The sequence below is a fragment of the Amycolatopsis coloradensis genome (assembly GCF_001953865.1).
GTDB lineage: Bacteria > Actinomycetota > Actinomycetes > Mycobacteriales > Pseudonocardiaceae > Amycolatopsis > Amycolatopsis coloradensis.
This window is the reverse complement of record NZ_MQUQ01000003.1, coordinates 264,031-288,093: the sequence shown is the minus strand read 5'-3', so window position 1 is coordinate 288,093 and position 24,063 is coordinate 264,031. Positions and strand designations below refer to the sequence as shown.

Genomic DNA, 24,063 nt, shown 5'->3' with positions numbered 1-24,063 from the left:
ATTTCTTCGCCATCGACTACGGGGTAAGGTCCGGAACTTCACGCCAATGGGCTAGTTCCTTCGCCCCTTTCGTCGGCTTAAGGGGGCAGGTGTCTTGTCGCGCCGGCTCGCCGCGTCCCGCGCGGCGGGACACGGCGAGCGGGACGTCTACCAGGTCAGCAACTCGGGTCGTCCGGTCGCGGGCGTGGCGTCGGTGACCCTGCGCACCATGGCGGCGGCGACCGGTTCGACTTCCGCCGCGCTGTCCCGTCCGGCCGGGGTGTTCATCTGCTCGGTGAGCAGCATTCCCGGCCGTGCCACGAAGAACTCCGTGTCCGGGTGGTGCGCCGCGGCCCAGCCGGTCAGGCCTTCGACGGCGTGTTTCGCGGCGACGTAATGCGGCCAGTCCGACGGCGGCGCGGTGATCGCGGACGAGGAGACGACGAGGCAGCGCCCGCTCGCCTTGCTCACCGCGCCGAGCAAGCCCGCCATCGGCGCGCTGACCAAGGCGAACGCGGTGGCCACGAATTCCTGGACGCGGTCGAGCCCCGCCGGGTCGAGCCGGAGCGGCCGGATGGGCGGCGCGGCGCTGCAGATCAGGAGATCGAGCGCGTGGTCCGCGGCGTGCGCGATCTCCCGTGACCACCGCGCGCCGGTCGCGTCGCCGGCGCAGGACACGACCTCACCGCCCAGTGACGAGCCGAGGTCGGCGAGGTCGGCGAGGTCGGCGTGGGTACCGCGGTGGCCGACCAGCACCCTGCCGCCCTGACTCGCGAGCGCGAGCACCAGTGCCGCGCCGAGGCCGCGGCTGCCGCCGACGACGGCGGAGGTGTGCCCCCGAAGCCGCTCGGAACGCGGCAGGAATTCGAGGAGCCGTTCGGTCGAAGGTCCCGGCATCGGACGCCGGACCAGGGTCTCGATCGTGGTTTCGGCCACCGTCGGGCCTGCCGCGGCGTCGCCGTGCAAGCGTCCCTCGACGGTCAGCAACCCGAACCGGGGATCGAACTCGGCCACCTCCGCCGTGTAGCCCAGTTCCAGTGGTCCCATGGTCGCGGCCGGGCGGAGGCGCAGTGAGAAACCGTTCAGCAGGCAGTCGCGGCCGGGAAGTTCCATGCCCGCGAGGAAACTGCACCAGAGCAGGCAGGTCAGGGGAAACCGGCCGAGTGATCGGGCCGCGGCGGGCCAGCGCTCGCACAATGCGTCGAGCGCGCTTCCCGGCCCGTAGGCGCCGGTGACCGAGAATCCGGGGATCAGTTCATCGGCGGTCACCACACGCGGCTCCCGGCGAGTTGCCCGCGGACGGTATGGAACATCTTCCGCGGCACCATGCGAGATGGTGATGGTCAGGCATAATGCCCCGCCATCGGAGACGGTGACCCGTGTTCGATCGCCCGCTTCCCGGGAAAATGCCGTTTCGTAGGTGATGCCGGGCTGCGTCGCCTGCCGGAATTCGACCTCGACGCCGTGAATCCCGCCGACGGTGACCGTGGTCGCGATCTCGTCGAGTGCGGCCACGGCGGCGAGCACGCCGTGGGCGACCGGACCGCCGAAAGGGGTCCGCCGGGCGTATTCCGCCGAGGTGTGCAATGGATTTCGGTCACCGCTGGCCTCGGCGAACAGGGCGAGATCCGCTGTGGTCAATAGCATCGAAGCTCCGTCTCGAAAGGCCGCCCGGAGGGGCGGGAATGTCACTTTCTATTGACAGGGAAAGTCGGTCGATGGCATCGCCGCTTACCCGATGAACGTGCTTGCGGCGCAGGGGAATCCTGTCGTAGCCTCGTCCTCGTTCGCAATTTTGCCGTTGCCTGAAGCGCGGCCGAGCGATTTCCGCCGCCGCGAAGACGGCACGGATCAATCAATGTCCTCAGAGGACTTAATGGAGTGTGGCCCCATGGAACAGAGCCGGAATTCCGGTGTGGTCGTGGACTCCGACGGTGGTCCGGACCTCGTAGGGAAAGCTGTACTGACGGCCCTGCAGACGGTGCTGGGCGCGTCCGAAGTGCCTTCGGAAAGCCGATTCGGGGTGCTCGGCGGCGATTCGGTGCGCGCCGTCCGCGTCCTCTCCCGGCTGTGGCGCGAACTCGGTGTCGAAATCCCCGTGCACGCGCTTTCTCCGCACACGACCGTTGCGGACTTCACCGATGTGGTCCGCGAGCACGTCGAGGCGGCGCGCGCATGAACACGGCGGCGAAGCCCGGGATCGCGGCGGCGGGGACGTTCACCCTCGACGTGGTCGCCGCCTCGATGGTGACCGTCCTCGGCGAGGCAGCGCCCGGCCGGTCGGTGACCGTCGCTCCCTACGGCCAGGTCCTCGAAGCCCTCCACGATCCCGGCGGCGTGCTGCTTGCCGGCACCGGAGTGAACGTCCTGCTGCTGCGGCCGGAGGACTTCGCTCGCGGCGAAGGGCTCGGCGACCGTGCCGACGCGATGGTCGACGAACTCGTCGCCGCGCTCGGCGGCGTTCCCGATCGTTCGGCCGCCACCTGGTTCGTCGCCGTCACGCCGAGTTCGCCCGCCACCGCGGAAGACGCCGAGCTCGCCCGGTGGACGCGGCGGGCGGCCGAGCGGATCACCGCGACGGCCGAGGCGACACCGGGGATGTACCCGATCGCCCTCGACGGGGTGGCGGAGCGGTACGAGGTGGCCGAGATCCACGACGAGTACGCCGACCGGATCGGGCATCTGCCCTACAGCGACGAATACTGCGAAGCGGTGGCCACCTGGCTCGTCCGTCAGGCCGTGAGCAGCTGGGGGAAGCCGAAGAAGGTCATCGTGCTCGACTGCGACAACACGCTGTGGACCGGGATCTGCGGCGAGGACGGCCCGACAGGCGTGAAGGTCGGCGAAGCGCGCCGCTGGTTGCAGGAGTTCATGCTGGCGCAGCGTGCCGACGGGAAACTGTTGTGCCTTTGCAGCCGGAACAATCAGGAAGACGTCGAAGAGGTCTTCGCGCGCAACTCCGGCATGGTTCTGGCGTGGGGCGATGTCACCGCGCACCGGATCGGCTGGAACCCGAAGGCCCTGTCCCTCGCCGAACTGGCGGTCGAACTGGACCTCGCGCTCAGTTCGTTCGTCTTCGTCGACGACGACCCGGTCGAATGCGCGTCCGTCCGCGCCCAGCTGCCCGAGGTCACGGTCGTGGAGCTTTCCCGTGCGGAGGAACGGATCCGCGGGCAGATCGAGCACACCTGGGCCTTCGACCAGCTGTCGGTGACCGAAGAGGACCGGTTGCGGGCCGATTGGTACTCGACCCGCCGCGAGCGGGTCGCGCTCCGCGAGACGAGCACCGACTACCAGGACTTCCTCGACCGCTGCGCGATCGAGGTGTCCTTCACCGAGCTCACCGACGACGGGCTCGACCGCGCGGCACAGCTCACCGCGCGGACCACCCAGTTCAATCTCGCGGGCGAGGTCTACTCGGTACCCCGGTTGCGTGCGCTGCTGACCGGGGACGGCCAGGGCTGGACGGTCCGGGTCCGTGACCGCTTCGGCGACTACGGGACGGTCGGGCTGGTCGTCGCCGGGCAGCGGGGCGACGTCGTCGAGCTGCCGGTCTTCTTAATGAGCTGCCGCGTGTTGAACCGGCGGGTCGAGGACGAGGTGCTCCGCTTCGTCGCCGGTCACGCGGATCGGCTGGGCGCCAGGACACTGCTGCTTCCGTTGCGCCCCACCGCGCGCAACGCGCCCGCGCGCATGTTCGTCGAGCAGCTGACCGGGGCGCTGCCCGGTGCGAAAGACGCCCCGTCGACCGTCTCCGTGCCGGTGCGCGACTGGGTTCCGCAGCTCACCCGGCGCTGAACCCGAATCGAGGGGAGAAATCGCGATGTCAAGCGAACTGAGGAGCGCGGGACCGATCGTCCTGCCGCTCACCGACGCACAGCGAGAGCTGCTCGCTCTCGACCGCATCGTCGCGGTCCCGCATCTGTACAACATCGTCGTCGAGGCGGAACTGGACCCGGCTCTGCCGCCGGACACGCTCGCCGCCGCGTTCGCCGCGGTCCTCGACGTGCAGCCCGCGTTGCGGATGGGGCTCGTCGACGGCCAGGACGGCGGGGGCTTGCTCGTCGCGGCGGGCCGGGAAACCGCCGGGGCGTTCGGCGAGTGGGCCGTCCCGGCGGCGGAGTTCGACGCCTGCCGCGCCGCCACGCTCGCCGAGCTGGGTGCCACGGTGTTCCAGGTCGACCGGCCGCCGCTCGTCCGCGCCGTGCACGTCCGCGCCGACGACGGCACCCGGGCCGTGCTGGTGCTGGCGGTGCACCATTCGGTGTTCGACGGGTATTCGGTCGGCGTCCTGCTGAGCGAGCTGAACACCGCGCTGCGGGGAGGGCTCGACAGGGAAACCCTGATCGCCGAGCGGGAAGCGGCGCTCGACGAGGAACTCGGAAGACAGTTGTCCGAGGCCGGGACCGAGCGGGCCGACACGGCGGCGGCCGCGCTGGCCGAACGTCTCCGCCGGGCACCGGCGACCGTGCTGTACCCGGTACCGGCCCGTCCGGTGGAGACCGGGTTCACCGGTGAACGCCGGGAGATCCGGCTCACCGCCGAGGAGTCCGGCGTGGTCGACCGGGTGTGCCGGGAGCTGGAGATCAGTCCCTTCACCTACTTCTCCGCGTTGCACTCGGTGACGCTGGCGCGGCACGCCGACGTCGAGTCCGTCGTATTCGGGGCCACCGTGATGACCCGGCGGACCCCGCGGGCATACGACCTGTGCGGGTACTTCGTCAACACCGTGCCGCTGGCCGTGAATGTCCACTGGGGACAGTCGTTCGCCGATTTCGCCTGTGATGTGGTGCTTCCGGAGGTGGAACGGGTTCTCATGGATTCGGTCGTCCCGCTGAGCAAGGTGGCGCGGCACGTGATGCCGGAACGCGCGGGCAACCGCAATCCGATCTTCACCACGCTCGTCACCATGCAGGAACCAGTTACCACCGCGGCGGACGCGCCGGTCCGGTCGATGCGCCAGCACGGCAACGGGACCGCGAAGTTCGATCTGTTGCTGTGGGTCAGGCCGAGCCGCGAAGGCTGGATACTGGAGGTCGAACACGATCTCCGGCTGCTGCCCGGCCCCGTCGTCTCCGGTTACGTCGATTCGTTGCGGTCGGCGATCGCCGGGACGGCGTACACCGGCCGCGGCGTCACCCTGCGCGAGTTGTTTTCCGACGGCCCGGTGGTCCCCGCGCTCGAAGGGACCCCTCGATTCGACTGCGACTTCGCCCGGCGTGTGCTCGAAGTCGCGGACGCCGACCCGGCCGCTCTCGCCATCGAGGAAGGCCGGACCCGGGTCAGCTACGGCGAACTCGCCGCGCGGGTCCGCGCCGTCACCGGCGGGCTCGCCGAGCGGGGTGTCGGCCCCGGCGACATCGTCGGCGTCACGGCCGACAACCTGCCCGACAGCGTGATCGCGGTACTCGCCGTGCTCGCGCGCCGCGCCGGCTATCTCCCGCTCGACCTCGAGCTCCCCGCCGGACGGGTGGCGGAGATGGTCGGGCGGGCTCGCTGCCGGACGGTCGTCGGGACAGGCGAGGTGCCCGGCGCGCGTGTGTTCGGCGTCGGGGAACTCCTGGGCACCCCGACGGAACCGAGCGAGGCCGACCATCGCGAGTACGGCGTATACGCGATGTTCACCTCCGGGTCCACCGGACGGCCCAAGGGCGTGCTCATGGCCAACGCGCCGCTGGCGAACCTCACGACCTGGCAGATCGGCGCGCTGCGGATGGACGCGGACACCCGGTTCCTGCAGTACGCGCCGCTCGGTTTCGACGTCTCGTTCCAGGAGATCATGCCGACGTTGCTGGCCGGGGGGACGCTCGTGTCGCGGCGTCCTGTCGACCGACAGGACCTCCCGGCGCTGGCCCGCCGGGTGGCGGTGACCGGCGTGACCCACGTCTATCTGCCGTCCGCCGCGCTCGGGGCGTTCACCCGGTCCGTGCGGACGGCCGGGGACAGGCTGCCGGACCTGCGTTTCCTGTGCGTCGCGGGCGAACAGGTGGTGGCGGACGAAGGGGTGCAGCGGTTCTTCGCCGAACGGCCGCATATCGCGCTGGTGAACATGTACGGGCCGACCGAAACACACGTAACCACCGCCGCGATCTTCGAGGCCTCCGCCCAGCCGTGGCCGGTGCACGCGCCGATCGGCCGCCCGCTGCCCGCGGTGTCGGCGAGGGTCGTCGACGTGACCGGGCACCTGGCGCCGTGCGGCGTCGCCGGTGAGCTGATGCTCGGCGGTGTCGCACCGGCGCTGGGTTACGTGAACGACCCGGAACGCACCGCGGAGCGGTTCGTCGACGGCGAGTACCGGACCGGCGACCAGGCGCTCGTCGACGACTCCGGGACGCTCGTCTACCTCGGCCGCGAGGACGGCCAGGTGAAGATCCGCGGGTACCGGGTGGAGCTCGGCGAGATCGAGGCGGCCGCGAACGCCCTCGACGGCGTGCGGCGTGCCGTCGCCGCCGTCGGACCGGAACCGGGCAGGCGCCTGCTGCTGTTCTTCGTCCCGGCGGAGGACCCGGCCGAGCCCGGGGAAGTGCGGGCCGCGCTGGCCAGGCGGCTGCCGGGGTACATGGTGCCCGCGAAGGTCTTCCCGATCGATTCGGTACCGACTGGATTCACCGGGAAACTCGATCGCGCCGCCCTGGTGCGCAAGGCGGGCGACGCGGCCGCCGGTGAACCGGTGGTGGACGGCACGGAGGCGCCGCCCACGCCGCTCGAAGCCGAACTTCGCGCGCTGTGGGAAGACGTGCTGCGCGTGCCGGTCCCGCTCGGCGGCTCGCTCGTCGAAGCCGGGGCGCACTCGCTGAACGTCGTCACCGTGCTGAGCCAGGTGGCGGACGAGTACGGCGTTTCCGTGCCGGTACTCGACTTCTTCCGCGAGCCGACCGTTCGCGCGCTGGCGGCCCATGTCGAGGTGGAACGGGGCAGGCCGTGACCGCGGCAGGCGTCCGCCCGCCCCTCGTGCACAAGCTCGGCTCCGGGGGAACCGGACGCGGACTGGTGGCGCTCCCGCCCGCGGGCGGCGGCATCCTGCCCTACCTCGGCCTGGCCGGGTCACTGGTCCGCCATGGCGACGTCCACGCCCTGCGCGCGGCCGGTCTGGCCGACGGCGAGGAACCGGACACCGACGTCCCGGCCATGGTCGCACGCTGCCTGGACGCGATCCTCGCCTTGCCGTCGCCGCCCGACGCGCTCGTCGGCTGGTCCCTCGGCGGCGTGCTGGCCTGGGAGGTCGCCGCGCGGCTGGCCGAGCGGAGCGGGCACGCCGCCGCGGTCGTCCTGATCGACAGTTTCGTGGCACTGCCGTCCGGCTCCGGTCTCGAGGCCTTCACCGAGGCGATCGAGGACACGCTGCCGAGGACGGCGTCGGAAGCGGAACGAGCTCGGTTCCGTCGAACCGCGGAGGCGCACGTCCACGCCGCGGCGAAGCACGCGGTGACCGTCCACTACGACGGACCCGCGCTGTTGCTCGCCTGCGCCGACGGCCCGGAGTCCCGGCAGCGTGCCGACTGGACGCGGTTGTCGGCGCGGCTGACCACCCGGGTGATCGAGGGGGGCCATTTCGAGGTTCTCGGACCGGCCCGGCTGCCGGCGACTGCCGGGCACGTCGAGGACTTCCTGCGGCAGGTGTTCGCGAATGGTGGAGAACCGATCGGGGGGAAGACATGGACGACCTGAACGACGGCGAGCCGTTCGCGCTGCTGTACCGGCCCTCGGTCACCGGGGCGGGAATCCTCGAAGTGTTCCGGGGGCCGGTGGCCGAGGTGGCGGAACTCGCCGGGCTGGAGGACACCGACGGGCGGCCGACACTGGCCCTCATCCCGTTCCGGCAGGTCGCCGAACGCGGGTACGCGTGCCACGACGACGGCACACCGCTGCTGGCGATGCGCGTCGAGAACCGTGTTTCGCTGTCCGTCGAGGACTTCGTCGCGACCACCCCGGATCAAGACGTGCGCTTCGAGGCGGCCGGGTTCGACCTCGACGACGATACCTACGCCGAGCTGGTCCGGAACGTGCTGGCCGAGGAGATCGGCACCGGTGCCGGGGCGAACTTCGTGATTAAACGGTCGTACTCGGCACGGCTGCGCGATTTCTCGGTGGCGACCGAGCTGGCGCTCTTCCGGCGTCTCCTGCTCGGAGAGGAGGGGGCCCACTGGACGTTCCTCATCCACACCGGACAGCGAACGTTCGTCGGCGCCAGCCCCGAACGGCACGTGAGCCTCGAAGACGGCGTGGCCACCATGAACCCGATCAGCGGCACACTCCGGCACTCCGGCACCGGGCCGACCCTCGACGGTGTGCTCGAGTTCCTCGCCGACCGCAAAGAGGTCGAGGAGCTCTACATGGTCGTCGACGAGGAGCTGAAGATGATGGCGGGCCTTTGTCCCGACGGTGTCGAGGTGGACGGCCCATATTTGCGCCAGATGAGGCATTTGACGCATACCGAGTACTTCGTCCGCGGGCGCACTCGACAGCCGCCGGGTGAGATCCTGCGGCAGACCCTGCTGGCGCCCACGGTGACCGGCAGCCCGGTCGAGAACGCCTGCGCGGTGGTGCGCAGACACGAACGCACCGGGCGCGGCTATTACAGCGGGGTGGCGGCGCTACTCGAACGCGACGCCTCCGGTCGGTCCACAGTGGACTCGGCGATCCTGATCCGCACGGCCGAGCTGTCCGCGGCCGGCGAACTGAGCCTCGGTGTCGGCGCGACACTGGTCCGTCACTCCGATCCGGTGAGCGAAGTCGCCGAGACCCGCGCGAAGGCCGCGGGTTTCCTGTCGGCGCTGCGCGGGGAGAAGCGAGCCACGGCCGCCGCGCCCGCCGGATCGACCGAGCATCCCGAGGTACGCCGTCTGCTGACCGCCCGCAACGCCGGGCTGGCGCGGTTCTGGCTGCACCGGGACAGGGAGCAGGACTGGCTGGCGCCGGAACTCGCCGGGCTCCGCGCATTGGTGGTGGACAACGAGGACACGTTCACCGCGATGCTGGCTTGCCAGCTGCGCGCGCTCGGGCTGGGCGTGACCGTCGCACATTGGCGTGACGTCCCCGCCCGCCACGGGTTCCATGTCGTGATACCCGGACCGGGGCCGGGTGACCCGGGCGACGTCGATGAGCCGAAGATCGCCCGCCTGCACGCCTTGATAGAGGATCTGCTCGACGCGCGCAAGCCGTTCGTGGCGGTCTGCCTTTCGCATCAGGTGCTGAGCAGGCTGCTCGGCCTCGAGATCCACCGCAGGCCGGAACCGAATCAAGGCGTTCGGCACCACATCGACCTGTTCGGCGAACCGGTCGACGCCGGGTTCTACAACACCTTCGCCGCGCACGCGGACACCTCGCACCTGCTCAGCGCTCGATGCGCGGAGCCGGTGCGGATCTGCCGGGACGAGCCCACCGGCGAGGTGCACGCGCTGAGCGGTCCCGGATTCACCTCGGTGCAGTTCCACCCGGAGTCACTGCTCACCGAACACGGCCCCACGCTGCTCCGCAATCTCGTCACCACCGTTCTGTGGCCGGGCGTGCGCATCGCCGACCGGATCAACCGAGTCTCCAGTGCGAAGGAATGAGTGATGTCTGTCGTACCCACCAGCCTCCTCGGCGTCGGGCACTCGGCCCCCGCGCCCGACACCGAGCTCCGGGCATTGCGAGCCCGTCCGGCCGAGCAACAACCGTCCTGGCCCGACCACACGGCGCTCGCGGCGGTGCGGGAGGAGCTAGGCGCCGCCCCCGACCTGGTCACCGGTGCGGAGATCGACGAACTGCGAGGCATGCTCGCGGGTGTCGCCGAGGGCAGGCTGCGGGTGCTGCAGGCCGGCGATTGCGCCGAGGATCCCGCGCACGCCACCGCCGAGCACGTGGCTCGCCGGGCTGAGATGCTGGCCTCGCTCGGTGACGTCATGAGCGAACGTTCGGGCCGCCCCGTCGTGCTGGCCGGCCGGCTCGGAGGGCAGTTCGCCAAGCCCCGGTCACAGCCCACCGAGGTACGGGACGGATGTGAACTCCCGGCCTTTCGCGGCCATCTGGTGAACGGTCCCGAGTTCGACGCGCGCACGCGGGTCCCGGACCCACGCCGCCTGCTGGCCGGCTACCGCGCGGCGGCCGACGTCGTCGAGGCACTCCGCCGTGGCCGTCCCGCGGCCGGGGAGTTGAACTCACCGCGGGTCTGGACCAGCCACGAAGCGCTCGTCCTCGACTACGAACTGCCGCTGCTGCGGCGGCAGGACGACGATCTGATCCTGACCTCGACGCACTGGCCGTGGGTCGGTGAACGGACCCGGCGGCTCGACGGCGCCCATGTCCACCTGCTGTCCCGCATCAGGAATCCGGTGGCGTGCAAGGTCGGGCCCGCCATGACCGCGAACGAGCTGGTCGCGCTGTGCGAACGGCTCGACCCGCGACGGGAGCCCGGCAGGCTCACCCTGATCATCCGGCTGGGAGCGAGCCTGGTCAGCACCCGGCTCCCCGAACTGGTCACCGCGGTCCGGCGTGCCGGACATCCGGTCATCTGGTTGTGCGATCCCATGCACGGCAACACCTTTCGCGGTGCGCGAGGACGGAAGAGCCGATTGGTCGGTTCGCTGATCCGTGAGGTGCTCGGGTTCCACGCGGCGGTCCGGGGGGAGCAGGGGGTGGCGGGCGGGCTGCATCTGGAGGCCACCCCCGAAGACGTCGTCGAATGCGTGCTCGACGAGACGGAACTGGCCGAACTGCCCGACGGCACCGAGCCACTGTGCGACCCGCGGCTCAACACCGACCAGGCGCGGCTGGTGGCGACCGCGTGGCCGGGCTGACGCAGCGCGCGGCCGCCCCTCTACCGACAAAGGAGTGAAATCGACATGTCCACCGTATTCGTCGCCAACAACCGCACCGAGCAGATGGTCGGTGATCTCGGGGCGATGACCCCCGAGCAACGGCGGTTCGCCGGCTACACGGCTCAGCGCATGCTCTGGTACGTCGGCGAAGGAGACATCCTCGTCGTCCCGCACGCGCCCAGCGAGCCGTTCAGCCGGTATCTCACCGAGCTGATGGACGTCGATCTCGCCACCGTGCACATCCTCGCCCCGCCACCCGGGCGGTACGGGGTCGACGTCCTCTCCTCGGACCGGCTCGAGAACGCCGAGTTCCACCGCGATCTGGCCGCGCACGTCGAGAAGACGGGGGCCGTCCGGGTGGTCCCGATCATCTTCGACGAGGTCATGACCCGGCTCACCCGGAGACTGGGGCTTCAGCGGTGCACGCCCGGATTCGGTTTCGTCGGACAGGGTGGCAGCGATCTGCTGAACAGCAAGTCGGTGTTCCGGGCGCTGGCGGGCGGAACAGGCTGCCCGATCGCCGAAGGCAGGGTGGTGCGGGATCGCGAGGCGGCCGAGGAGTATCTGTGGGAGCTGCTCTCGGACGGGCGCTGCGCCATCGTCAAACAGGACCAGCACGTCGGCGGCTTCGGCAACGAGATCATCAGCCCGCGTGAGGGGGTCGACCCGATCGGCGCGCCGCAGGTGCTGATCGCCGCCGACCGGGAGGCACTGCACGAACTGGTCACCCGTCGCTGGCCGTGGTACTCGGGCGAGGACCGGCGCCGGGTCGTGATCGAGCACTATCTCCCGGACTGCACGCCGGTTTACGTCGAAATGAGCATCACCGACGAAGGAGTGGCGCAGTTCGGGCACGGCGAAATGCTGACCAAGCCGATTTTCAACGGCCTCGTCATTCCCGCGCAGTCCGCTTCCCATCCGGCGTGGCCGGGATTCCTCGGAGCCGCCGAGAATCTGTGCCAGGCCATTCACGGCATGGGGTACCGCGGGCTGATCAGTATCGACGGGATCGTCTCCCCCGGCGGGGAGATCCTGCTCAACGAGGTGAACGGCAGGGTCGGCGGCTCGACCCACGTCACGCGGCTGACCCAGCACCTGGTGGGGCCCCGCTTCCTCACCGAACGTGTGGTGATGCAACGGCATTTCTGGCCGGTTCCCTCGTTCGACCACGCGCTGGCGGCGTTGCGGGAGCACGATCTCGCCTTCGATCGTGACCGGCGCACCGGCGTCGTCATCACCTCCGACGACGTGACCGGCGGAACGGTCGAATACTGCCTGATCGGTGAGAGTTTCGAGCACGCGACGGAAATCGAGGAACGGATCAACCGACTCACGTTCGGTTGACAACCGACTACTGGAAGCTAGGGTCGCTGAGGTATTGCTTCGGCGGGGAGGAGCGGACGGCAATGGGGTATCGGGGGCTCGCGAAGAAGTCGATTGTCGCTTGGGCGCTCGTCGCGATAGTGGCGCGGCTGCCCATCGCGATGGCACCGCTCGGGTTGGTCTTCCTGGTGCGGGATCGCCCGGGCGGCTATTCGCTCGGCGCGACACTCGCCGCCGCCTATGTGGTCGGCGAGGTCGTCGGCGCGCTGGTCATCGGAACGCGTCCGTTCAGCCGCCGCCGCGGCGCGATCTCACTCGGGCTGGGCGTGGGGGCGGTGTCCTTCGGGATGCTCGCGCTGGCGCCCTCGGCGCCCAATCCGCTCTTGGTCGTGCTGGCGGGACTCGCCGGCGCGGCGCCCGCGGCCAGCCCGGGCGGGATGCGGACGATGCTGACCCGCCTTGTCGACGAAGCGGCGGTGGCGAGCGCGTTGAGCGCCGAATCGACGTTGACCCAGGCGATCTGGGCGGTCGCGCCGGGGCTGGCGGTGTCGCTGGCGTTGTGGACCGGCGCGAGCGCCCCGATGGCGGTGGCGGCGGTGTGCATGGCGATCGCCGCCTTGACCCTCCTGCTGCTCCGCGGCGACGGCACGGCGCCCGCGACGGCGGCCAAGCCGTCGGCGCGGGTTTCCGGACACGCCAGGGAACTGTTCGCAGCCTGGCCGATCTACCTGACCAGTGCGGCGTCCATGGCGTTGCTGTCGTCGGCGGAGCTGATCCTGACGCCGTTGCTGGAGTTCCGGCAGTTCCAGGCAGGCTGGGCGGGTGTGCTGCTGACGGTCTTCTCGGTGGCCAGCGCCGTCGGCGCGTTCGTCTACGGCCTCCGGAAGTGGCCGGGCAGCTTGCGCGCGCAGAGCCTGGTGCTGTTGGTCGCCATGTCCGGCTGCGTGGCGCTGATCGCCGTCATGCCGGGACTGGCCGGGATCGCGGTCGTGCTGGTCGTCGGTGGCCTGTGCCAGGCGGCGGTGGCCGTGACCCGCAACCTCACCCTGCGTGAAAGCCTGCCCGAGTCGGCACAGACCGCCGGTTACTCGGTCATGTACGCGGTCCAGGGCATCGGATACACGCTCACCGCGACGCTCACGGCGCTGGTGCTCGCCTCGTTCACGCCGGTCACCGCCATGATCGGCGCGGCGGTGCTGACACTGCTGCTGACCGTGGCCAGCGCGCTCGCCGAATTGCGACCCCGCCGCGGCGATCGAAGCGCACCGGAAGCCGAATTGGCCACTGCGGGGGCCGGGGCCTGCGAAGACGGCGAAAAGGCCTGATCCGGTCTTCCGGCGGATGGCGTTCCGAGGCCGGTGGAGTGATCACGCATCGGCCTTCTACCATGCCATTTGACAACGCTGTCTAGACAAGGACGAGTGTGGTGAGTACCTCTACCGAGGTCCAGCGTGACACCAGGTTCTTCGGGCACCCACGAGGGCTCGCGAACCTGTTCGGCGTGGAGATGTGGGAACGCTTCTCCTTCTACGGTATGCAGGGGATCCTCGCGATCTACCTGTATTACGAGGCCTCCCGTGGCGGTCTCGGCATGGCGCAGGAAACCGCGCTGGGCATCGTGGGTGCCTACGGCGGTCTCGTCTACCTGTCGGCGGTCGTCGGTGCTTGGGTGGCCGACCGGTTGTTCGGTTCGGAACGGACGCTGTTCTACAGCGCGGTCCTGATCATGATCGGGCATATCAGTCTGGCGTTGTTGCCGGGCTTCGTCGGGATCGGCGTCGGTCTCGCTTGCGTGGCCATCGGCAGTGGCGGGCTGAAGTCCAACGCCACGGCGATCGTCGGGACGCTCTACGCCGCCGACGACGAGCGACGTGACGGCGGGTTCACCCTCTTCTACATGGGCATCAACATCGGTGCTTTCGTCGGGCCGTTGCTGACCGGGCTCGCCCAGAAGGAATTCGGTTTCCACATCGGCTTCGGCCTGGCGGCGATCGGGATGGCGCTGGGCCTGATCCAGTACACGATCGGCCGTAGGAACCTCGGCGAGAAGGCGCGGGAGATCCCCAATCCGCTGCCCGCCTCGCAGCGCGTGCTCGTCGGCGGCGCGGTGCTCGTGGCGGCCGTGCTGGTCGTCGTGCTGGTGCTCACCGGTGTGATCCGGGCGGAAAACCTCGCGAACATCGTGGTGTGGCTGGTCGGCCTCATTTCGGTGATCTACTTCGTCGTGATCCTGAGCAGCAAGAAGATCACCGCGGACGAACGCAGCCGGGTGTACTCGTTCATCCCGATGTTCATCGCCAGCGCGGCGTTCTTTTCGCTGTACCAGCAGCAGTTCACCGTCGTGCAGGCCTACACCGACCAGCGGCTCGACCGGGACCTGTTCGGCTGGCAGATGCCGGTGGCCTGGGTCAACTCCATCGTCGCGGTGTTCGTCATCGTCTTCGCCCCGATCTTCGCCGCGATCTGGACGAAACTCGGCCCCCGCCAGCCGTCCTCGCCGATGAAGTTCGTCTTCGGCACGGTGCTGATGGGCGCGGCGTTCCTGCTGTTCCTGCCGATGGCGGGGACAGGGGCGAACGGCAGCCCGCTGATCGCGCTGGTCGGCATTCTCTTCGTGTTCACCGCCGCCGAGCTGTTCCTTTCCCCGGTGGGGCTTTCGCTGTCCACGAAGCTGGCGCCGACGGCCTTCCGCACGCAGATGGTCGCCCTGAACTTCCTGTCCATCTCGTTCGGTACGGCGATGTCCGGCAAACTCGCGGAGTACTACGACACGCAGGACGAGGTGCCGTATTTCGGGGTCATCGGCGGGGTCGCGATCGCCATCGGCGTCCTGTTGTTCTTCGGCACGCCCTTGATCCGCAAGCTGATGAAGGGTGTTCACTGACGCTGAGGAGCGACCCTCGGAGGTGCAGCGAAAGGGCCCTTCACCGCATAGGACGCGGTGAAGGGCCCTTTCGCTGCACCTCAGCCGATCGGTTCGGGCAGTCGCCGCACGCTGTAGGCGAGGTCGATGGTCTCGCCGGTCGCCGGGTCGCCCAGTTCCACGCGCCAGGAGTCGGCGAACTGGTCGACGCCGTGCACCATCGGGATGGTCCCCGAGATCAGCACGGTGCCCGGAGCGTGCAGGCCGCGCTCGCGCAGTACGTCCAGCCAGTATGACGGCGGCAGCAGTTCGACCAGTTTTCCTTGCTGAATAAGGGTTTCCCCGGCCCAAGCGGACAGCGTGAGGTCGTCGAGCCGGTCTTGGACGTCGACGAGACGCCAGGCTTTGGCGGCGAGGACGTCGGGGCCGGCGTTCTTGCTCCACGCGACGCCGTGCGCTTCCAGCGCCCGGTCGGTGTGGTCGCAGGCGGCGGTCAGGAGGACGTCCTCGGGCGCGGGGCCGGTGATGACGATGGCCCATTCGGCCTCGCCGGAGGTCCGCCCGTGCTGCACGGGGACCTCGCCCGTCTGGCTCGCCAGGTATGGCGCGACCGGGTAGAGCGCCGGGATCACCGAAGGCGCGGGGACGCCGAGTTCGGCCAGTTCGGCCACGTGGGCGGCGACGTCTTCCTGGCTGCGACCGGCGTATCCGGCGTTCAGCAGCGTGTGGACCTCGGTCCGCCGCTCCTGGCCGTCGGGAAGGGTGAAACGCAGCTCAGGCATCTTTCCTCCGAGATTGGGGGTTGCGCATACAGCTTGTATACAAGGAGTATATCCGCAATTCAACCCCTCCCGGCGGGGTTGAGGACCTCGAACTGACGGGATGTGGACATGACCTCACCAGCCGGTGACCGGCGCTCGCTGCACAAGGCCTTCGCGGCCAGCCTCTCGGGAACAGCGCTCGAGTGGTACGACTTCGCGGCTTACTCGGTGGCGGCCGCGACGATCTTCGGGCACCTCTTCTTCCCCTCGGAAGACCAGCTCGCGAGCACGATGGCGGCGTTCTCCACCTACGCCGTCGGCTACCTCGCGCGGCCGCTCGGCGGGTTCCTCTTCGGCCGCCTCGGCGACGTGCTCGGCCGCAAACGGATCCTGGTCATGACGCTCGTGCTCACCGGCGTCGCGACGTTCCTCATCGGTGTCCTGCCGACGTACGAGACCATCGGCGGCTTCGCGGCCGTCCTGCTCGTGTTGCTGCGGTTCGCGCAGGGTGTCGGCATCGGCGGCGAATGGGGTGGCGCCGTCCTGCTGTCGAGTGAGTTCGGGGATCCGGGTAAACGCGGGTTCTGGGCGTCGGCCGCGCAGATCGGCCCGCCCGCGGGAAACCTGCTCGCCAACGGTGTTCTCGCCGTCCTCGCCGCGCTGCTCACCGAAGACCAGTTCAACAGCTGGGGCTGGCGGATCGCGTTCCTGCTGTCGGGCGCGCTGGTCGGTTTTGGCCTGTGGATCCGGCTCAAACTGGAGGAAACGCCGGTCTTCAAACAGATCCAGGAGCGCGGCGAACGTTCGTCGGCGCCGATCTCCGAGGTCTTCCGGACGGAACGCCGCGCACTGGTCGCGGCCGTGCTGATCCGCGTCTGCCCGGACGTGCTGTACGCGCTGTTCACCGTCTTCGTCCTCACCTACGTCACCACGCACACCGACCTCTCGCGCGGCGCCGGGCTGGCCGCGGTGATGATCGGTTCGGCGTTCCAGCTGTTCTTGATGCCGCTGTTCGGCGCGCTCTCGGACCGGGTCTCGCGGCGCAAGATGTACCTGGTCGCGACCATCGCCGCCGGGATCTGGCCGTTCGTGTTCTTCCCGATGGTCAGCGGCGGTTCGTTCTTCATGCTGGTGACCGGTATCGTGCTCGCGCTGGTCATCCACGCCGCGTTGTACGGGCCGCAGGCCGCGCTCGTCACCGAGCAGTTCTCGCCGCGCCTGCGCTACACCGGCAGCTCACTCGCCTACACCCTCGCCGGGGTCATCGGCGGGGCGCCGGCGCCGCTGCTGTTCACCGCGTTGCTCGCCGGTTATGACACCTGGGTCGCGATCGGCGTGTACCTGCTCGCGACGGCGGTCGTCAGCATCGTCGGCGTCGTCCTCGCCCGTGACCCGGATCGCGAGGAGGAAGCGGCGCTGGAGCCCGTGCGATGAGCTGGCAGCCGATGTCCACAGTGGAGGGTCAGTCGCTGATCGGCGGACAGGGCCGGTTCCGGACGCTCGCCACGGCCGAAGGTGGTCTGGCGTACGAGATCTTCTATCCGGCCGGTGTCGCGTCCCCTGTGCACAGCCACGATCACGACAGCATCGTGTACCTGGTCTCGGGTTCGCTGCGCGGCACACTCGACGGACGGGACGTGACGCTGGAAGCAGGCGAGACGATCGTCCATCCACGCGGTGTCCCGCACAGCGTTGAGGCCCTTGTGGACAGTCAGTGGGTCGAGTTCAAGACACCACTGCCGGGACGGCCGCCGATCGGCGGGTGAAAGAAACCGGGGCGGACACTGAAGTTCCAGCGTCCGCCCCGGTCGGGAGGAAAGTCTTACGCGTCCAGCTCGGCCAGAGCCAGCTTCGCCTTCTCCAGCTCGGCTTCGAGCTGGGCGACCTTCGCGGCCTGAAGCTCGCGGGCCGCGTTGATGACCTCGTCGATCGGACCCGACAGGTCCGAGTGCAGCTCCTTGGCGGCACGGGACACGGCGGCGGCCGGGATCTCGAGACCCTTCGCCACCCACTTGCTGCCGTTCTTGAGTTCGGCCTGCCACTCGCCGTCGGCGGTGCCGGTGACCGTGAGGATCAGCTCGACGGTGCGGGTCTTCTTCGCCGTCGTGGCGACCTTCGGGCGGCCACGCTTGGGCTTGGGAGACTCCGCCGTGGCTTCGGCGGGGCTTTCCGTCTTGTCCTCGGCCGGGGCGTCCCCGGCCTCGGTGGCCGTCGCGTTCTCGGCCGTCTCGGTGGACTCTGCCTGCGGCTTCGAGTCGACGGGCGCTTCAGTAGCCGCTTCTTCGGACACGGCGTCAGTGCGTGTCAAGGCATCCACGGTCATCGTCGGTGTCGTCTCCTTGCCCGGGTGTGGGGTGGTACCCGGCACATCCTAGAACAGGCGTTCGACTGTCGCGCGGCAGGGTGTGCTAAGCGTGTCGCATGATCGGATCGGTTCGCGGTGATCGGGCGTGGTCCGGGTGCGTTCCGTCAGAGTCGGCGGGGAAGGGAGGCCTCGTGATCTCGGCACTGAACCGGCTCGCCGACCTGGTGGAGGAGCACCTCGCCGACGAGCTCGACCTCGCGGGGCACGCCAGGGCGCTCGGCACGACCGAGTACCACCTGCGCCGGATGTTCTCGTCGCTGGCGGGAATGCCGCTGTCGGAGTACGTCCGCCGTCGCCGTATGACCGCCGCCGTCGCCGACGTCGTCCGGGGCGAGGACGATCTGCTGAGCATCGCCGTCCGCTACGGCTACGGCTCGACCGAGGCGTTCGGCAGGGCGTTCCGCGCGGTCCACGGCGCTGGTCCCGGTGACGTCCGCCGCGACGGAGGCCCCCTTCGCACACAACCGCGGCTCAGGTTCCGCCTGAGCGTCGAAGGGAGCATCCCCATGGAAACCCGAATCGCCGACCGCCCCGCGTTCCGCCTCGTCGGGCACGCGACCCGCGTCCCGCTCGTCCACGAGGGCGTCAATCCGCACATCCGGCGGCACATCACCGCGTTGCCGCCGGAGGCGCACGCCCGGCTGAAAGCGCTCAGCGACACCGAGCCGCCGGGCCTGCTGCAGGTCAGCGACGCCCTCGATCCGGACGGCGCCGAGCTGACCTATCTGCACGGGGTCGCCGTCGCCGGTGAACCGCCCGCCGATCTCGACGTCATCGAAGTGCCGTCCGGGCGGTGGGCGGTCTTCCGTACCGAAGGTCCTCATCCGGAGGCGTTGCAGAAGGTGTGGGCGGCGACGGCGACCGAGTGGTTCCCGTCCAACCCGTGGCGGCTGCGGCCGGGACCGTCGATCGTCACGATCCTGAAGCACTCGGACGATTTCGGAACCGCCACCTGTGAGCTTTGGCTGCCCGTCGAACCCGTCTGACCGATGCGATGAAGGGGCCTTTCATCGCGAAATTCGCGACGAAAGGCCCCTTCTCTGCGCTTGGCTACTCCTCGGACTTGCCCGACTTCAGACCCGAAGAGATCAGGTCCATCACCGACGAGTCGGCCAGCGTGGTGACGTCGCCGACCTGGCGGTTCTCGGCCACGTCGCGCAGCAGGCGGCGCATGATCTTGCCGGAGCGCGTCTTCGGCAGTTCCTGCACGACCAGGATCTGCCGCGGCTTCGCGATCGGCCCGATCTCCTTGGCGACGTGGTTACGCAGTTCCTGCACGGCCTGCTCGCCGCCGTCGACCGCGTTGCCGCGCAGGATGACGAACGCGACGATGCCCTGTCCGGTGGTCGGGTCGGCCGCGCCGACGACGGCGGCCTCGGCGACCGTCGGGTGCGAGACCAGCGCGGACTCGACCTCGGTGGTCGAGATGCGGTGCCCGGACACGTTCATCACGTCGTCGACCCGGCCCAGCAGCCAGATGTCGCCGTCGGCGTCGTACTTCGCGCCGTCACCGGCGAAGTAGTAGCCCTGGTCGGCGAAGCGCGACCAGTACGTCTCACGGAAACGCTGCTCGTCGCCCCAGATGCCCCGCAGCATCCCCGGCCAGGGCTTGTCGAGCACCAGGTAGCCGCCGCCACCCTTGCCGACCTCGGCGCCCTGGTCGTCGACGACCTTCGCCGAGATACCCGGCAGCGCCTTCTGCGCGGAGCCCGGTTTCGTGGCGGTGACGCCCGGCAGCGGCGAGATCATGATCCCGCCGGTCTCGGTCTGCCACCAGGTGTCGACGATCGGCGCGGAGTTCGCGCCGACGTTCTCGCGGTACCAGATCCACGCCTCGGGGTTGATCGGTTCGCCGACGCTGCCAAGCACGCGCAGCGAGGAGAGGTCGTACTTCTCCGGGATCTCGTTGCCCCACTTCATGAACGTGCGGATCAGCGTGGGCGCGGTGTAGTAGATGGAGACCTTGTGCTGCTGGACGATCTCCCAGTGGCGGCCCTCGTGCGGCGTGTTCGGCGTGCCTTCGTAGACGACCTGCGTCGTCCGGTTCGCCAGCGGCCCGTACACGATGTAGGTGTGCCCGGTGATCCAGCCGATGTCGGCGGTGCACCAGTAGACGTCTTCGCCCGCCTTGTGATCGAAGACGTTGTGGTGCGTGTACGCCGCCTGGGTCAGGTATCCGCCGGAGGTGTGCAGGATGCCCTTCGGCTTACCGGTGGTGCCGGAGGTGTAGAGGATGAAGAGCGGGTGCTCGGAGTCGAACGCCTGCGGCGCGTGCTCCGCGGACTGGCTGTCGACCAGTTCGTGCCACCAGAGGTCGCGGCCTTCGGTGATGGGCACCTCGTCGCCGGTGCGGCGGACGACAATGACCTTCTCGACCGATTCGGCGCCTTCGAGTGCTTCGTCGACGTTGACCTTCATCGGCGCGGCCTTGCCGCGGCGGTACTGGCCGTCGGTGGTGATGACGATCTTCGCCGCCTGGTCGTCCACCCGGGATCGCAGTGCTGTCGGGGAAAAACCACCGAAGACGACACTGTGCAAAACACCGATGCGGGCGCACGCGAGCATCGCGAAGATCGCTTCGGGCACCATCGGCATCTGAATGGCGACGCGGTCGCCCGCGGTGAGGCCGAGGGACTCGAAGGCGTTCGCCGCCCGGGAGACCTCGTCCTTCAGTTGCGCGTAAGTGATGTCACGGCTGTCGCCGGGCTCGCCGACCCAGTGGATGGCGACCTGGTCGCCGTGTCCGCCGTCGACGTGGCGGTCGACACAGTTGTAGGCGACGTTGAGCTTCCCGCCCACGAACCACTTCGCGACCGGCGCAGTGGTCCAGTCCAGTACCTGCGACCACTTCGTGTCCCAGTGGAGGCGCTCGGCCTGCTTGGCCCAGAAAGCTTCCCGGTCCGCGTCGGCTTCGGCGTAGAAGTCGGCGGTGGCATTCGCTTGCGCGCTGAAAGCCTCACTCGGGGGGAAGGTCCTGCTCTCCGTGAGCAAATTGTCCAGCGCCGGCGACTGCTCGGTCATGGTGCGATGCCTCCTGTGATTCGCGTGTCTTCACGCCCGTTGGCACGCTATCGACGTTACGACGCGAAGTAAAAGGTTGCATCGTGGTTGTGCGCGGCATTCATCCGCTTGAGGACAAAGCGGTACGGACCGCCGGCCATTCTGGTCCGGTGAGGGAGTAGACAACGGTGTCACGGACGGTTCCGTCGGGCCGGACGCGATGGGCACGCAGTACGCCTTCGCGGTGCGCGCCGAGGCGTTCGATCGCCTTCTGTGACTTCAGGTTGCGGATGTCGGTCTCCCACGCGACACGATGCGCGCCGAGGTCGTCGAAAGCGTGGCGCAGCAACAGGAGTTTCGACTCGCGGTTGAGGCCGGTCCGCTGCCACGCGGAACCGATCCAGGTGTAACCGAGCGAAAGGATCTTGTGGCGCGCGTTCATCGCGTAGAACGACGTCGTGCCCGCGACCTCGCCGGTGCGCGCGTCGATCTGCGCCCAGGCGCGGCGGTCGGTGTCGGCGAGGATGTCGTCCACCATCGCTTCGGCCGCGGCGAGGTCCCGCGGCCGCCGGAGGCTGAGCCAGGTCCAGATCGCCGGGTCGGATCCGGCCTCGAAAAGTCCTTTGGCGTGGTCGCGGGTGAGCGGTTCGAGGCGGACGCGTTCGCCGTCCAGTGTCGCGTGGTCGTTCCAGTCGATCATGATCTGGACGCTACGTCCTGACATTGGCCTTGCTGGATAGCCAGTTTCGAAGCATTCGAGAAGGCCACTGAGGCGTTGCCTATGCTCGCGGGAACGATCGAGAAGGCGAGGCAGCATGGCCGAGGAGCGGGAAGAGCTCACCTGGGAGTTGTTCGGGACGGCCAGCAGGGATCTGGCGCGGACCGTGGCCGACGACGGCTTCGAGCCGGACCTGATCCTGTCGATCGCGCGCGGCGGGCTGTTCGTCGCGGGCGCGCTCGGCTACGCGCTGGACGTGAAGAACCTGCACGTGATGAACGTCGAGTTCTACACCGGCGTCGACCAGCGTCTCGACCTGCCGGTGATGCTGCCGCCGGTGCCGAACGTCGTCGACCTGACGAAGAAGAAAGTGCTCGTCGCCGACGACGTCGCGGACACCGGCGCGACCCTGAAGCTGGTCCGCGACTTCTGCGCCGACCACGTCGCCGAGGTGCGCTGCGCGGTCGTCTACGAGAAGCCGCGCTCCGAGGTCAACTGCGAGTACGTCTGGAAGCACACGGATCGGTGGATCAACTTCCCGTGGTCGGTGCAGGCACCCGTGGTGCGGCGCGCGGGCCAGGTGCTGGACGCATGACCGACCCGCTGAAGCCGCTGCTGGACCTCGAAGGCGTCGCGGCGGCCGCGAAATCGGCGCAGGACGCGGTGTTCGCCGTCCACCGGCTGCCCGCGAACCTGCGCGGCGGCGCCGCGACGGCCGCCGAAGCGTCCGTGCGGTCGGCGCGGGCGTCGGCCGGGATCGAAGGCGCCGCGCCCGAACTGCCGGAATCCGGCGAGGTGTCCGATCCGGTGCTGGCAGGCGCGCTGCGTGCCGCGGAAGCGCTGGAGGGCCTGCTCCCGACGTGGCGGCGTGCGCCACTGCAAGCGTTGGCGCGCTTGCACCTCCTCGCCGCGTCGGACCTGGTGACGGATCACGACACGCTGGGGCGGCCGCGGTCGTCGGACGATGTCGGCCCGCGGCTGGAGATGCTGGCGCAACTGGTCACCGGCGCGACGTCGGTCCCGGGGCCGGTGCTGACCGCCGTCGTGCACGGGGAACTGTTGGCACTGCGGCCTTTCGGCTCCGCGGACGGGGTCGTCGCGCGGGCGGCGGCCCGGCTTTCGGCGGTGGCGACGGGCCTGGACCCGAAGGCGCTGACGGTGCCTGAGGTCGCGTACTTCCGGCGTGTGCCGAAGTACCTCGAAGCCGCTTCGGCCTTCAGTTCCGGGACTTCCGAAGGCGTCCGGTCCTGGCTGCTCTTCTCCTGCGAAGCCTTCGAATCCGGCGCCCGCGAGGCCAAATCCATCTCGGACGCCGCCGGCTGATCCCCTCCCCGTCGCGTTTCGTCCTCTAGTTGCGGTAGTTCGCGGCGCCAACTACCGCAACTAGAGGACGAAACGCGAGGGGTGTGGGGGGCACATACGGGATCTTGAGTAGGTGTGGTGCGTAACCACATGGCCTAAGGGCGCGGAGCGACCTAACGTCGTCCGGCATGAGTGGTGCTTATCACAGCGATCTGGTCGGCAAGTCCGCCCTGGTCACCGGGGCGGCGAGCGGCATCGGCCTGGCCTGCGCCGAAGCGCTCGCCGAGGCCGGGGCGAAGGTCCACCTCGTCGACATCGACGACGCCGTCGAGAAGGCGGCGGCCGAGGTCAGCGGCATCGCCCACGTCGTGGACCTCACCGACGGCCAGGCCATCGAGACCCTTCCGGCCGAGATCGACATCCTCGTCAACAACGCCGGATTCCAGCACATCGCGCCGATCCACGAGTTCCCGCCGGAGACGTTCACCCGGCTCCAGTCGCTCATGGTCACCGCGCCGTTCCTGCTCGTCCGCCGCGTGCTGCCGCATATGTACGACCGCGGCTGGGGGCGCGTCGTCAACATGTCCAGCGTCCACGGCCTGCGCGCGAGCCCGTTCAAATCCGCGTACGTCACCGCGAAGCACGCACTCGAAGGACTCTCCAAGGTCACCGCGCTCGAAGGCGCGGAACACGGCGTGACCAGCAACTGCGTCAGCCCCGGTTACGTCCGGACCCCGCTGGTCACCGGCCAGCTCCAGGCGCAGGCCGAAGAACACGGACTCGAGCGCGACGCCGTCATCGAGCAGGTCCTGCTGCGCCGTTCGGCGATCAAGCGGCTCATCGAACCCGCCGACGTCGCCGCGTGTGTGCTCTGGCTCACCGGCGAGCACGCCGCGCATGTCACCGGTACCTCCATCCCCCTCGACGGCGGCTGGACCGCCGCGTGAAACCCC

General features: G+C 69.3%; 20 protein-coding genes. 15 read left to right on the top strand and 5 right to left on the bottom strand.

Going from position 1 to position 24,063, the window contains the following annotated elements:
* Positions 1–147: 147 nt before the first annotated feature.
* The gene (locus BS329_RS04890; RefSeq protein WP_076156011.1) at positions 148–1,626 is read right to left on the bottom strand and encodes an SDR family NAD(P)-dependent oxidoreductase; all 1,479 of its coding nucleotides are present in this window, start codon (positions 1,624–1,626) and stop codon (positions 148–150) included.
* 244 nt (positions 1,627–1,870) lie between these two features.
* Between BS329_RS04890 and BS329_RS04885 the strand changes: the two genes are divergently transcribed.
* The 9 genes from BS329_RS04885 to BS329_RS04845 all read left to right on the top strand — a co-directional run bounded on the left by BS329_RS04885 (position 1,871) and on the right by BS329_RS04845 (position 14,985).
* The gene (locus tag BS329_RS04885) at positions 1,871–2,158 is read left to right on the top strand and encodes an acyl carrier protein (protein ID WP_076156010.1); all 288 of its coding nucleotides are present in this window, start codon (positions 1,871–1,873) and stop codon (positions 2,156–2,158) included.
* Entirely contained in the window at positions 2,155–3,777 is a 1,623-nt protein-coding gene (locus BS329_RS04880) for an HAD-IIIC family phosphatase (RefSeq protein WP_076156008.1), read from the top strand. Before BS329_RS04885 ends, BS329_RS04880 begins: the two co-directional genes overlap by 4 nt.
* Before the next feature lie 25 nt (positions 3,778–3,802).
* The gene (locus BS329_RS04875) at positions 3,803–6,904 is read left to right on the top strand and encodes a non-ribosomal peptide synthetase (protein WP_076156006.1); all 3,102 of its coding nucleotides are present in this window, start codon (positions 3,803–3,805) and stop codon (positions 6,902–6,904) included.
* Positions 6,901–7,647 (top strand): alpha/beta fold hydrolase, encoded by a 747-nt coding sequence (locus tag BS329_RS04870; RefSeq protein ID WP_076156005.1) that lies wholly within the window; start codon positions 6,901–6,903, stop codon positions 7,645–7,647. The genes BS329_RS04875 and BS329_RS04870 overlap by 4 nt, the downstream gene beginning before the upstream one ends.
* Positions 7,635–9,533, top strand: a complete 1,899-nt coding sequence (locus tag BS329_RS04865; protein WP_076156003.1) for an anthranilate synthase family protein — start codon at positions 7,635–7,637, stop codon at positions 9,531–9,533. The genes BS329_RS04870 and BS329_RS04865 overlap by 13 nt, the downstream gene beginning before the upstream one ends.
* A gap of 3 nt (positions 9,534–9,536) precedes the next feature.
* On the top strand, positions 9,537–10,757 hold the full coding sequence (locus tag BS329_RS04860) for a 3-deoxy-7-phosphoheptulonate synthase (RefSeq protein WP_084749432.1): 1,221 nt from the start codon (positions 9,537–9,539) through the stop codon (positions 10,755–10,757).
* A 45-nt stretch (positions 10,758–10,802) separates the two neighbouring features.
* Positions 10,803–12,122 (top strand): preATP grasp domain-containing protein, encoded by a 1,320-nt coding sequence (locus tag BS329_RS04855; RefSeq protein ID WP_076156002.1) that lies wholly within the window; start codon positions 10,803–10,805, stop codon positions 12,120–12,122.
* A gap of 62 nt (positions 12,123–12,184) precedes the next feature.
* The gene (locus BS329_RS04850) at positions 12,185–13,426 is read left to right on the top strand and encodes an MFS transporter (RefSeq protein ID WP_076156000.1); all 1,242 of its coding nucleotides are present in this window, start codon (positions 12,185–12,187) and stop codon (positions 13,424–13,426) included.
* Positions 13,427–13,527: 101 nt separating this feature from the next.
* Positions 13,528–14,985, top strand: coding sequence for a peptide MFS transporter (locus tag BS329_RS04845; RefSeq protein WP_076155999.1), 1,458 nt, complete (start codon positions 13,528–13,530; stop codon positions 14,983–14,985).
* Between the two features lie 80 nt (positions 14,986–15,065).
* Here BS329_RS04845 and BS329_RS04840 read toward each other — a convergent pair whose 3' ends face one another.
* Positions 15,066–15,746 carry a DUF2848 domain-containing protein gene (locus BS329_RS04840; RefSeq protein WP_076155997.1) on the bottom strand — a complete coding sequence of 227 codons (681 nt, stop codon included), beginning with the start codon at positions 15,744–15,746 and terminating at the stop codon, positions 15,066–15,068.
* 108 nt (positions 15,747–15,854) lie between these two features.
* On the opposite strand from BS329_RS04840, the gene BS329_RS04835 reads away from it, so the two are divergent.
* A complete protein-coding gene (locus tag BS329_RS04835) occupies positions 15,855–17,159 on the top strand; it encodes an MFS transporter (protein ID WP_076156841.1) in 1,305 nt (434 codons plus the stop codon).
* Complete coding sequence (locus BS329_RS04830) at positions 17,156–17,491, top strand: cupin domain-containing protein (RefSeq protein WP_076155996.1); 336 nt, start codon at positions 17,156–17,158, stop codon at positions 17,489–17,491. Before BS329_RS04835 ends, BS329_RS04830 begins: the two co-directional genes overlap by 4 nt.
* A gap of 56 nt (positions 17,492–17,547) precedes the next feature.
* On the opposite strand, the gene BS329_RS04825 is transcribed toward BS329_RS04830, so the two are convergent.
* Positions 17,548–18,048: a DUF6319 family protein gene (locus BS329_RS04825; protein ID WP_076155994.1), complete on the bottom strand. Its 501-nt coding sequence runs from the start codon at positions 18,046–18,048 to the stop codon at positions 17,548–17,550.
* A gap of 173 nt (positions 18,049–18,221) precedes the next feature.
* Here BS329_RS04825 and BS329_RS04820 point away from each other — a divergent pair, with 173 nt between their 5' ends.
* Positions 18,222–19,076, top strand: coding sequence for an AraC family transcriptional regulator (locus tag BS329_RS04820; RefSeq protein ID WP_076155993.1), 855 nt, complete (start codon positions 18,222–18,224; stop codon positions 19,074–19,076).
* A 64-nt stretch (positions 19,077–19,140) separates the two neighbouring features.
* On the opposite strand, the gene acs is transcribed toward BS329_RS04820, so the two are convergent.
* Positions 19,141–21,111: an acetate--CoA ligase gene (gene acs / locus BS329_RS04815; protein WP_076155991.1), complete on the bottom strand. Its 1,971-nt coding sequence runs from the start codon at positions 21,109–21,111 to the stop codon at positions 19,141–19,143.
* Positions 21,112–21,211: 100 nt separating this feature from the next.
* A complete protein-coding gene (locus BS329_RS04810) occupies positions 21,212–21,790 on the bottom strand; it encodes a GNAT family N-acetyltransferase (protein ID WP_076155989.1) in 579 nt (192 codons plus the stop codon).
* Positions 21,791–21,905: 115 nt separating this feature from the next.
* Between BS329_RS04810 and BS329_RS04805 the strand changes: the two genes are divergently transcribed.
* The 3 genes from BS329_RS04805 (at position 21,906) to BS329_RS04795 (ending at position 24,057) form a co-directional block, all read left to right on the top strand.
* Positions 21,906–22,403 carry a phosphoribosyltransferase gene (locus tag BS329_RS04805; RefSeq protein ID WP_076155988.1) on the top strand — a complete coding sequence of 166 codons (498 nt, stop codon included), beginning with the start codon at positions 21,906–21,908 and terminating at the stop codon, positions 22,401–22,403.
* Positions 22,400–23,131 carry a Fic family protein gene (locus tag BS329_RS04800; protein WP_076155986.1) on the top strand — a complete coding sequence of 244 codons (732 nt, stop codon included), beginning with the start codon at positions 22,400–22,402 and terminating at the stop codon, positions 23,129–23,131. Before BS329_RS04805 ends, BS329_RS04800 begins: the two co-directional genes overlap by 4 nt.
* A 167-nt stretch (positions 23,132–23,298) precedes the next feature.
* On the top strand, positions 23,299–24,057 hold the full coding sequence (locus BS329_RS04795) for a 3-hydroxybutyrate dehydrogenase (RefSeq protein ID WP_076155984.1): 759 nt from the start codon (positions 23,299–23,301) through the stop codon (positions 24,055–24,057).
* Positions 24,058–24,063: the final 6 nt, after the last annotated feature.

Bases quoted from the DNA above. Each gene is read 5' to 3' on its own strand.
- BS329_RS04890 (WP_076156011.1), bottom strand. From the start codon at position 1,626: ATGCTATTGACCACAGCGGATCTCGCCCTGTTCGCCGAGGCCAGCGGT.
- BS329_RS04885 (WP_076156010.1), top strand. From the start codon at position 1,871: ATGGAACAGAGCCGGAATTCCGGTGTGGTCGTGGACTCCGACGGTGGT.
- BS329_RS04880 (WP_076156008.1), top strand. From the start codon at position 2,155: ATGAACACGGCGGCGAAGCCCGGGATCGCGGCGGCGGGGACGTTCACC.
- BS329_RS04875 (WP_076156006.1), top strand. From the start codon at position 3,803: ATGTCAAGCGAACTGAGGAGCGCGGGACCGATCGTCCTGCCGCTCACC.
- BS329_RS04865 (WP_076156003.1), top strand. From the start codon at position 7,635: ATGGACGACCTGAACGACGGCGAGCCGTTCGCGCTGCTGTACCGGCCC.
- BS329_RS04860 (WP_084749432.1), top strand. From the start codon at position 9,537: ATGTCTGTCGTACCCACCAGCCTCCTCGGCGTCGGGCACTCGGCCCCC.
- BS329_RS04855 (WP_076156002.1), top strand. From the start codon at position 10,803: ATGTCCACCGTATTCGTCGCCAACAACCGCACCGAGCAGATGGTCGGT.
- BS329_RS04850 (WP_076156000.1), top strand. From the start codon at position 12,185: ATGGGGTATCGGGGGCTCGCGAAGAAGTCGATTGTCGCTTGGGCGCTC.
- BS329_RS04840 (WP_076155997.1), bottom strand. From the start codon at position 15,746: ATGCCTGAGCTGCGTTTCACCCTTCCCGACGGCCAGGAGCGGCGGACC.
- BS329_RS04835 (WP_076156841.1), top strand. From the start codon at position 15,855: ATGACCTCACCAGCCGGTGACCGGCGCTCGCTGCACAAGGCCTTCGCG.
- BS329_RS04830 (WP_076155996.1), top strand. From the start codon at position 17,156: ATGAGCTGGCAGCCGATGTCCACAGTGGAGGGTCAGTCGCTGATCGGC.
- BS329_RS04825 (WP_076155994.1), bottom strand. From the start codon at position 18,048: ATGACCGTGGATGCCTTGACACGCACTGACGCCGTGTCCGAAGAAGCG.
- acs (WP_076155991.1), bottom strand. From the start codon at position 21,111: ATGACCGAGCAGTCGCCGGCGCTGGACAATTTGCTCACGGAGAGCAGG.
- BS329_RS04810 (WP_076155989.1), bottom strand. From the start codon at position 21,790: ATGATCGACTGGAACGACCACGCGACACTGGACGGCGAACGCGTCCGC.
- BS329_RS04805 (WP_076155988.1), top strand. From the start codon at position 21,906: ATGGCCGAGGAGCGGGAAGAGCTCACCTGGGAGTTGTTCGGGACGGCC.
- BS329_RS04800 (WP_076155986.1), top strand. From the start codon at position 22,400: ATGACCGACCCGCTGAAGCCGCTGCTGGACCTCGAAGGCGTCGCGGCG.
- BS329_RS04795 (WP_076155984.1), top strand. From the start codon at position 23,299: ATGAGTGGTGCTTATCACAGCGATCTGGTCGGCAAGTCCGCCCTGGTC.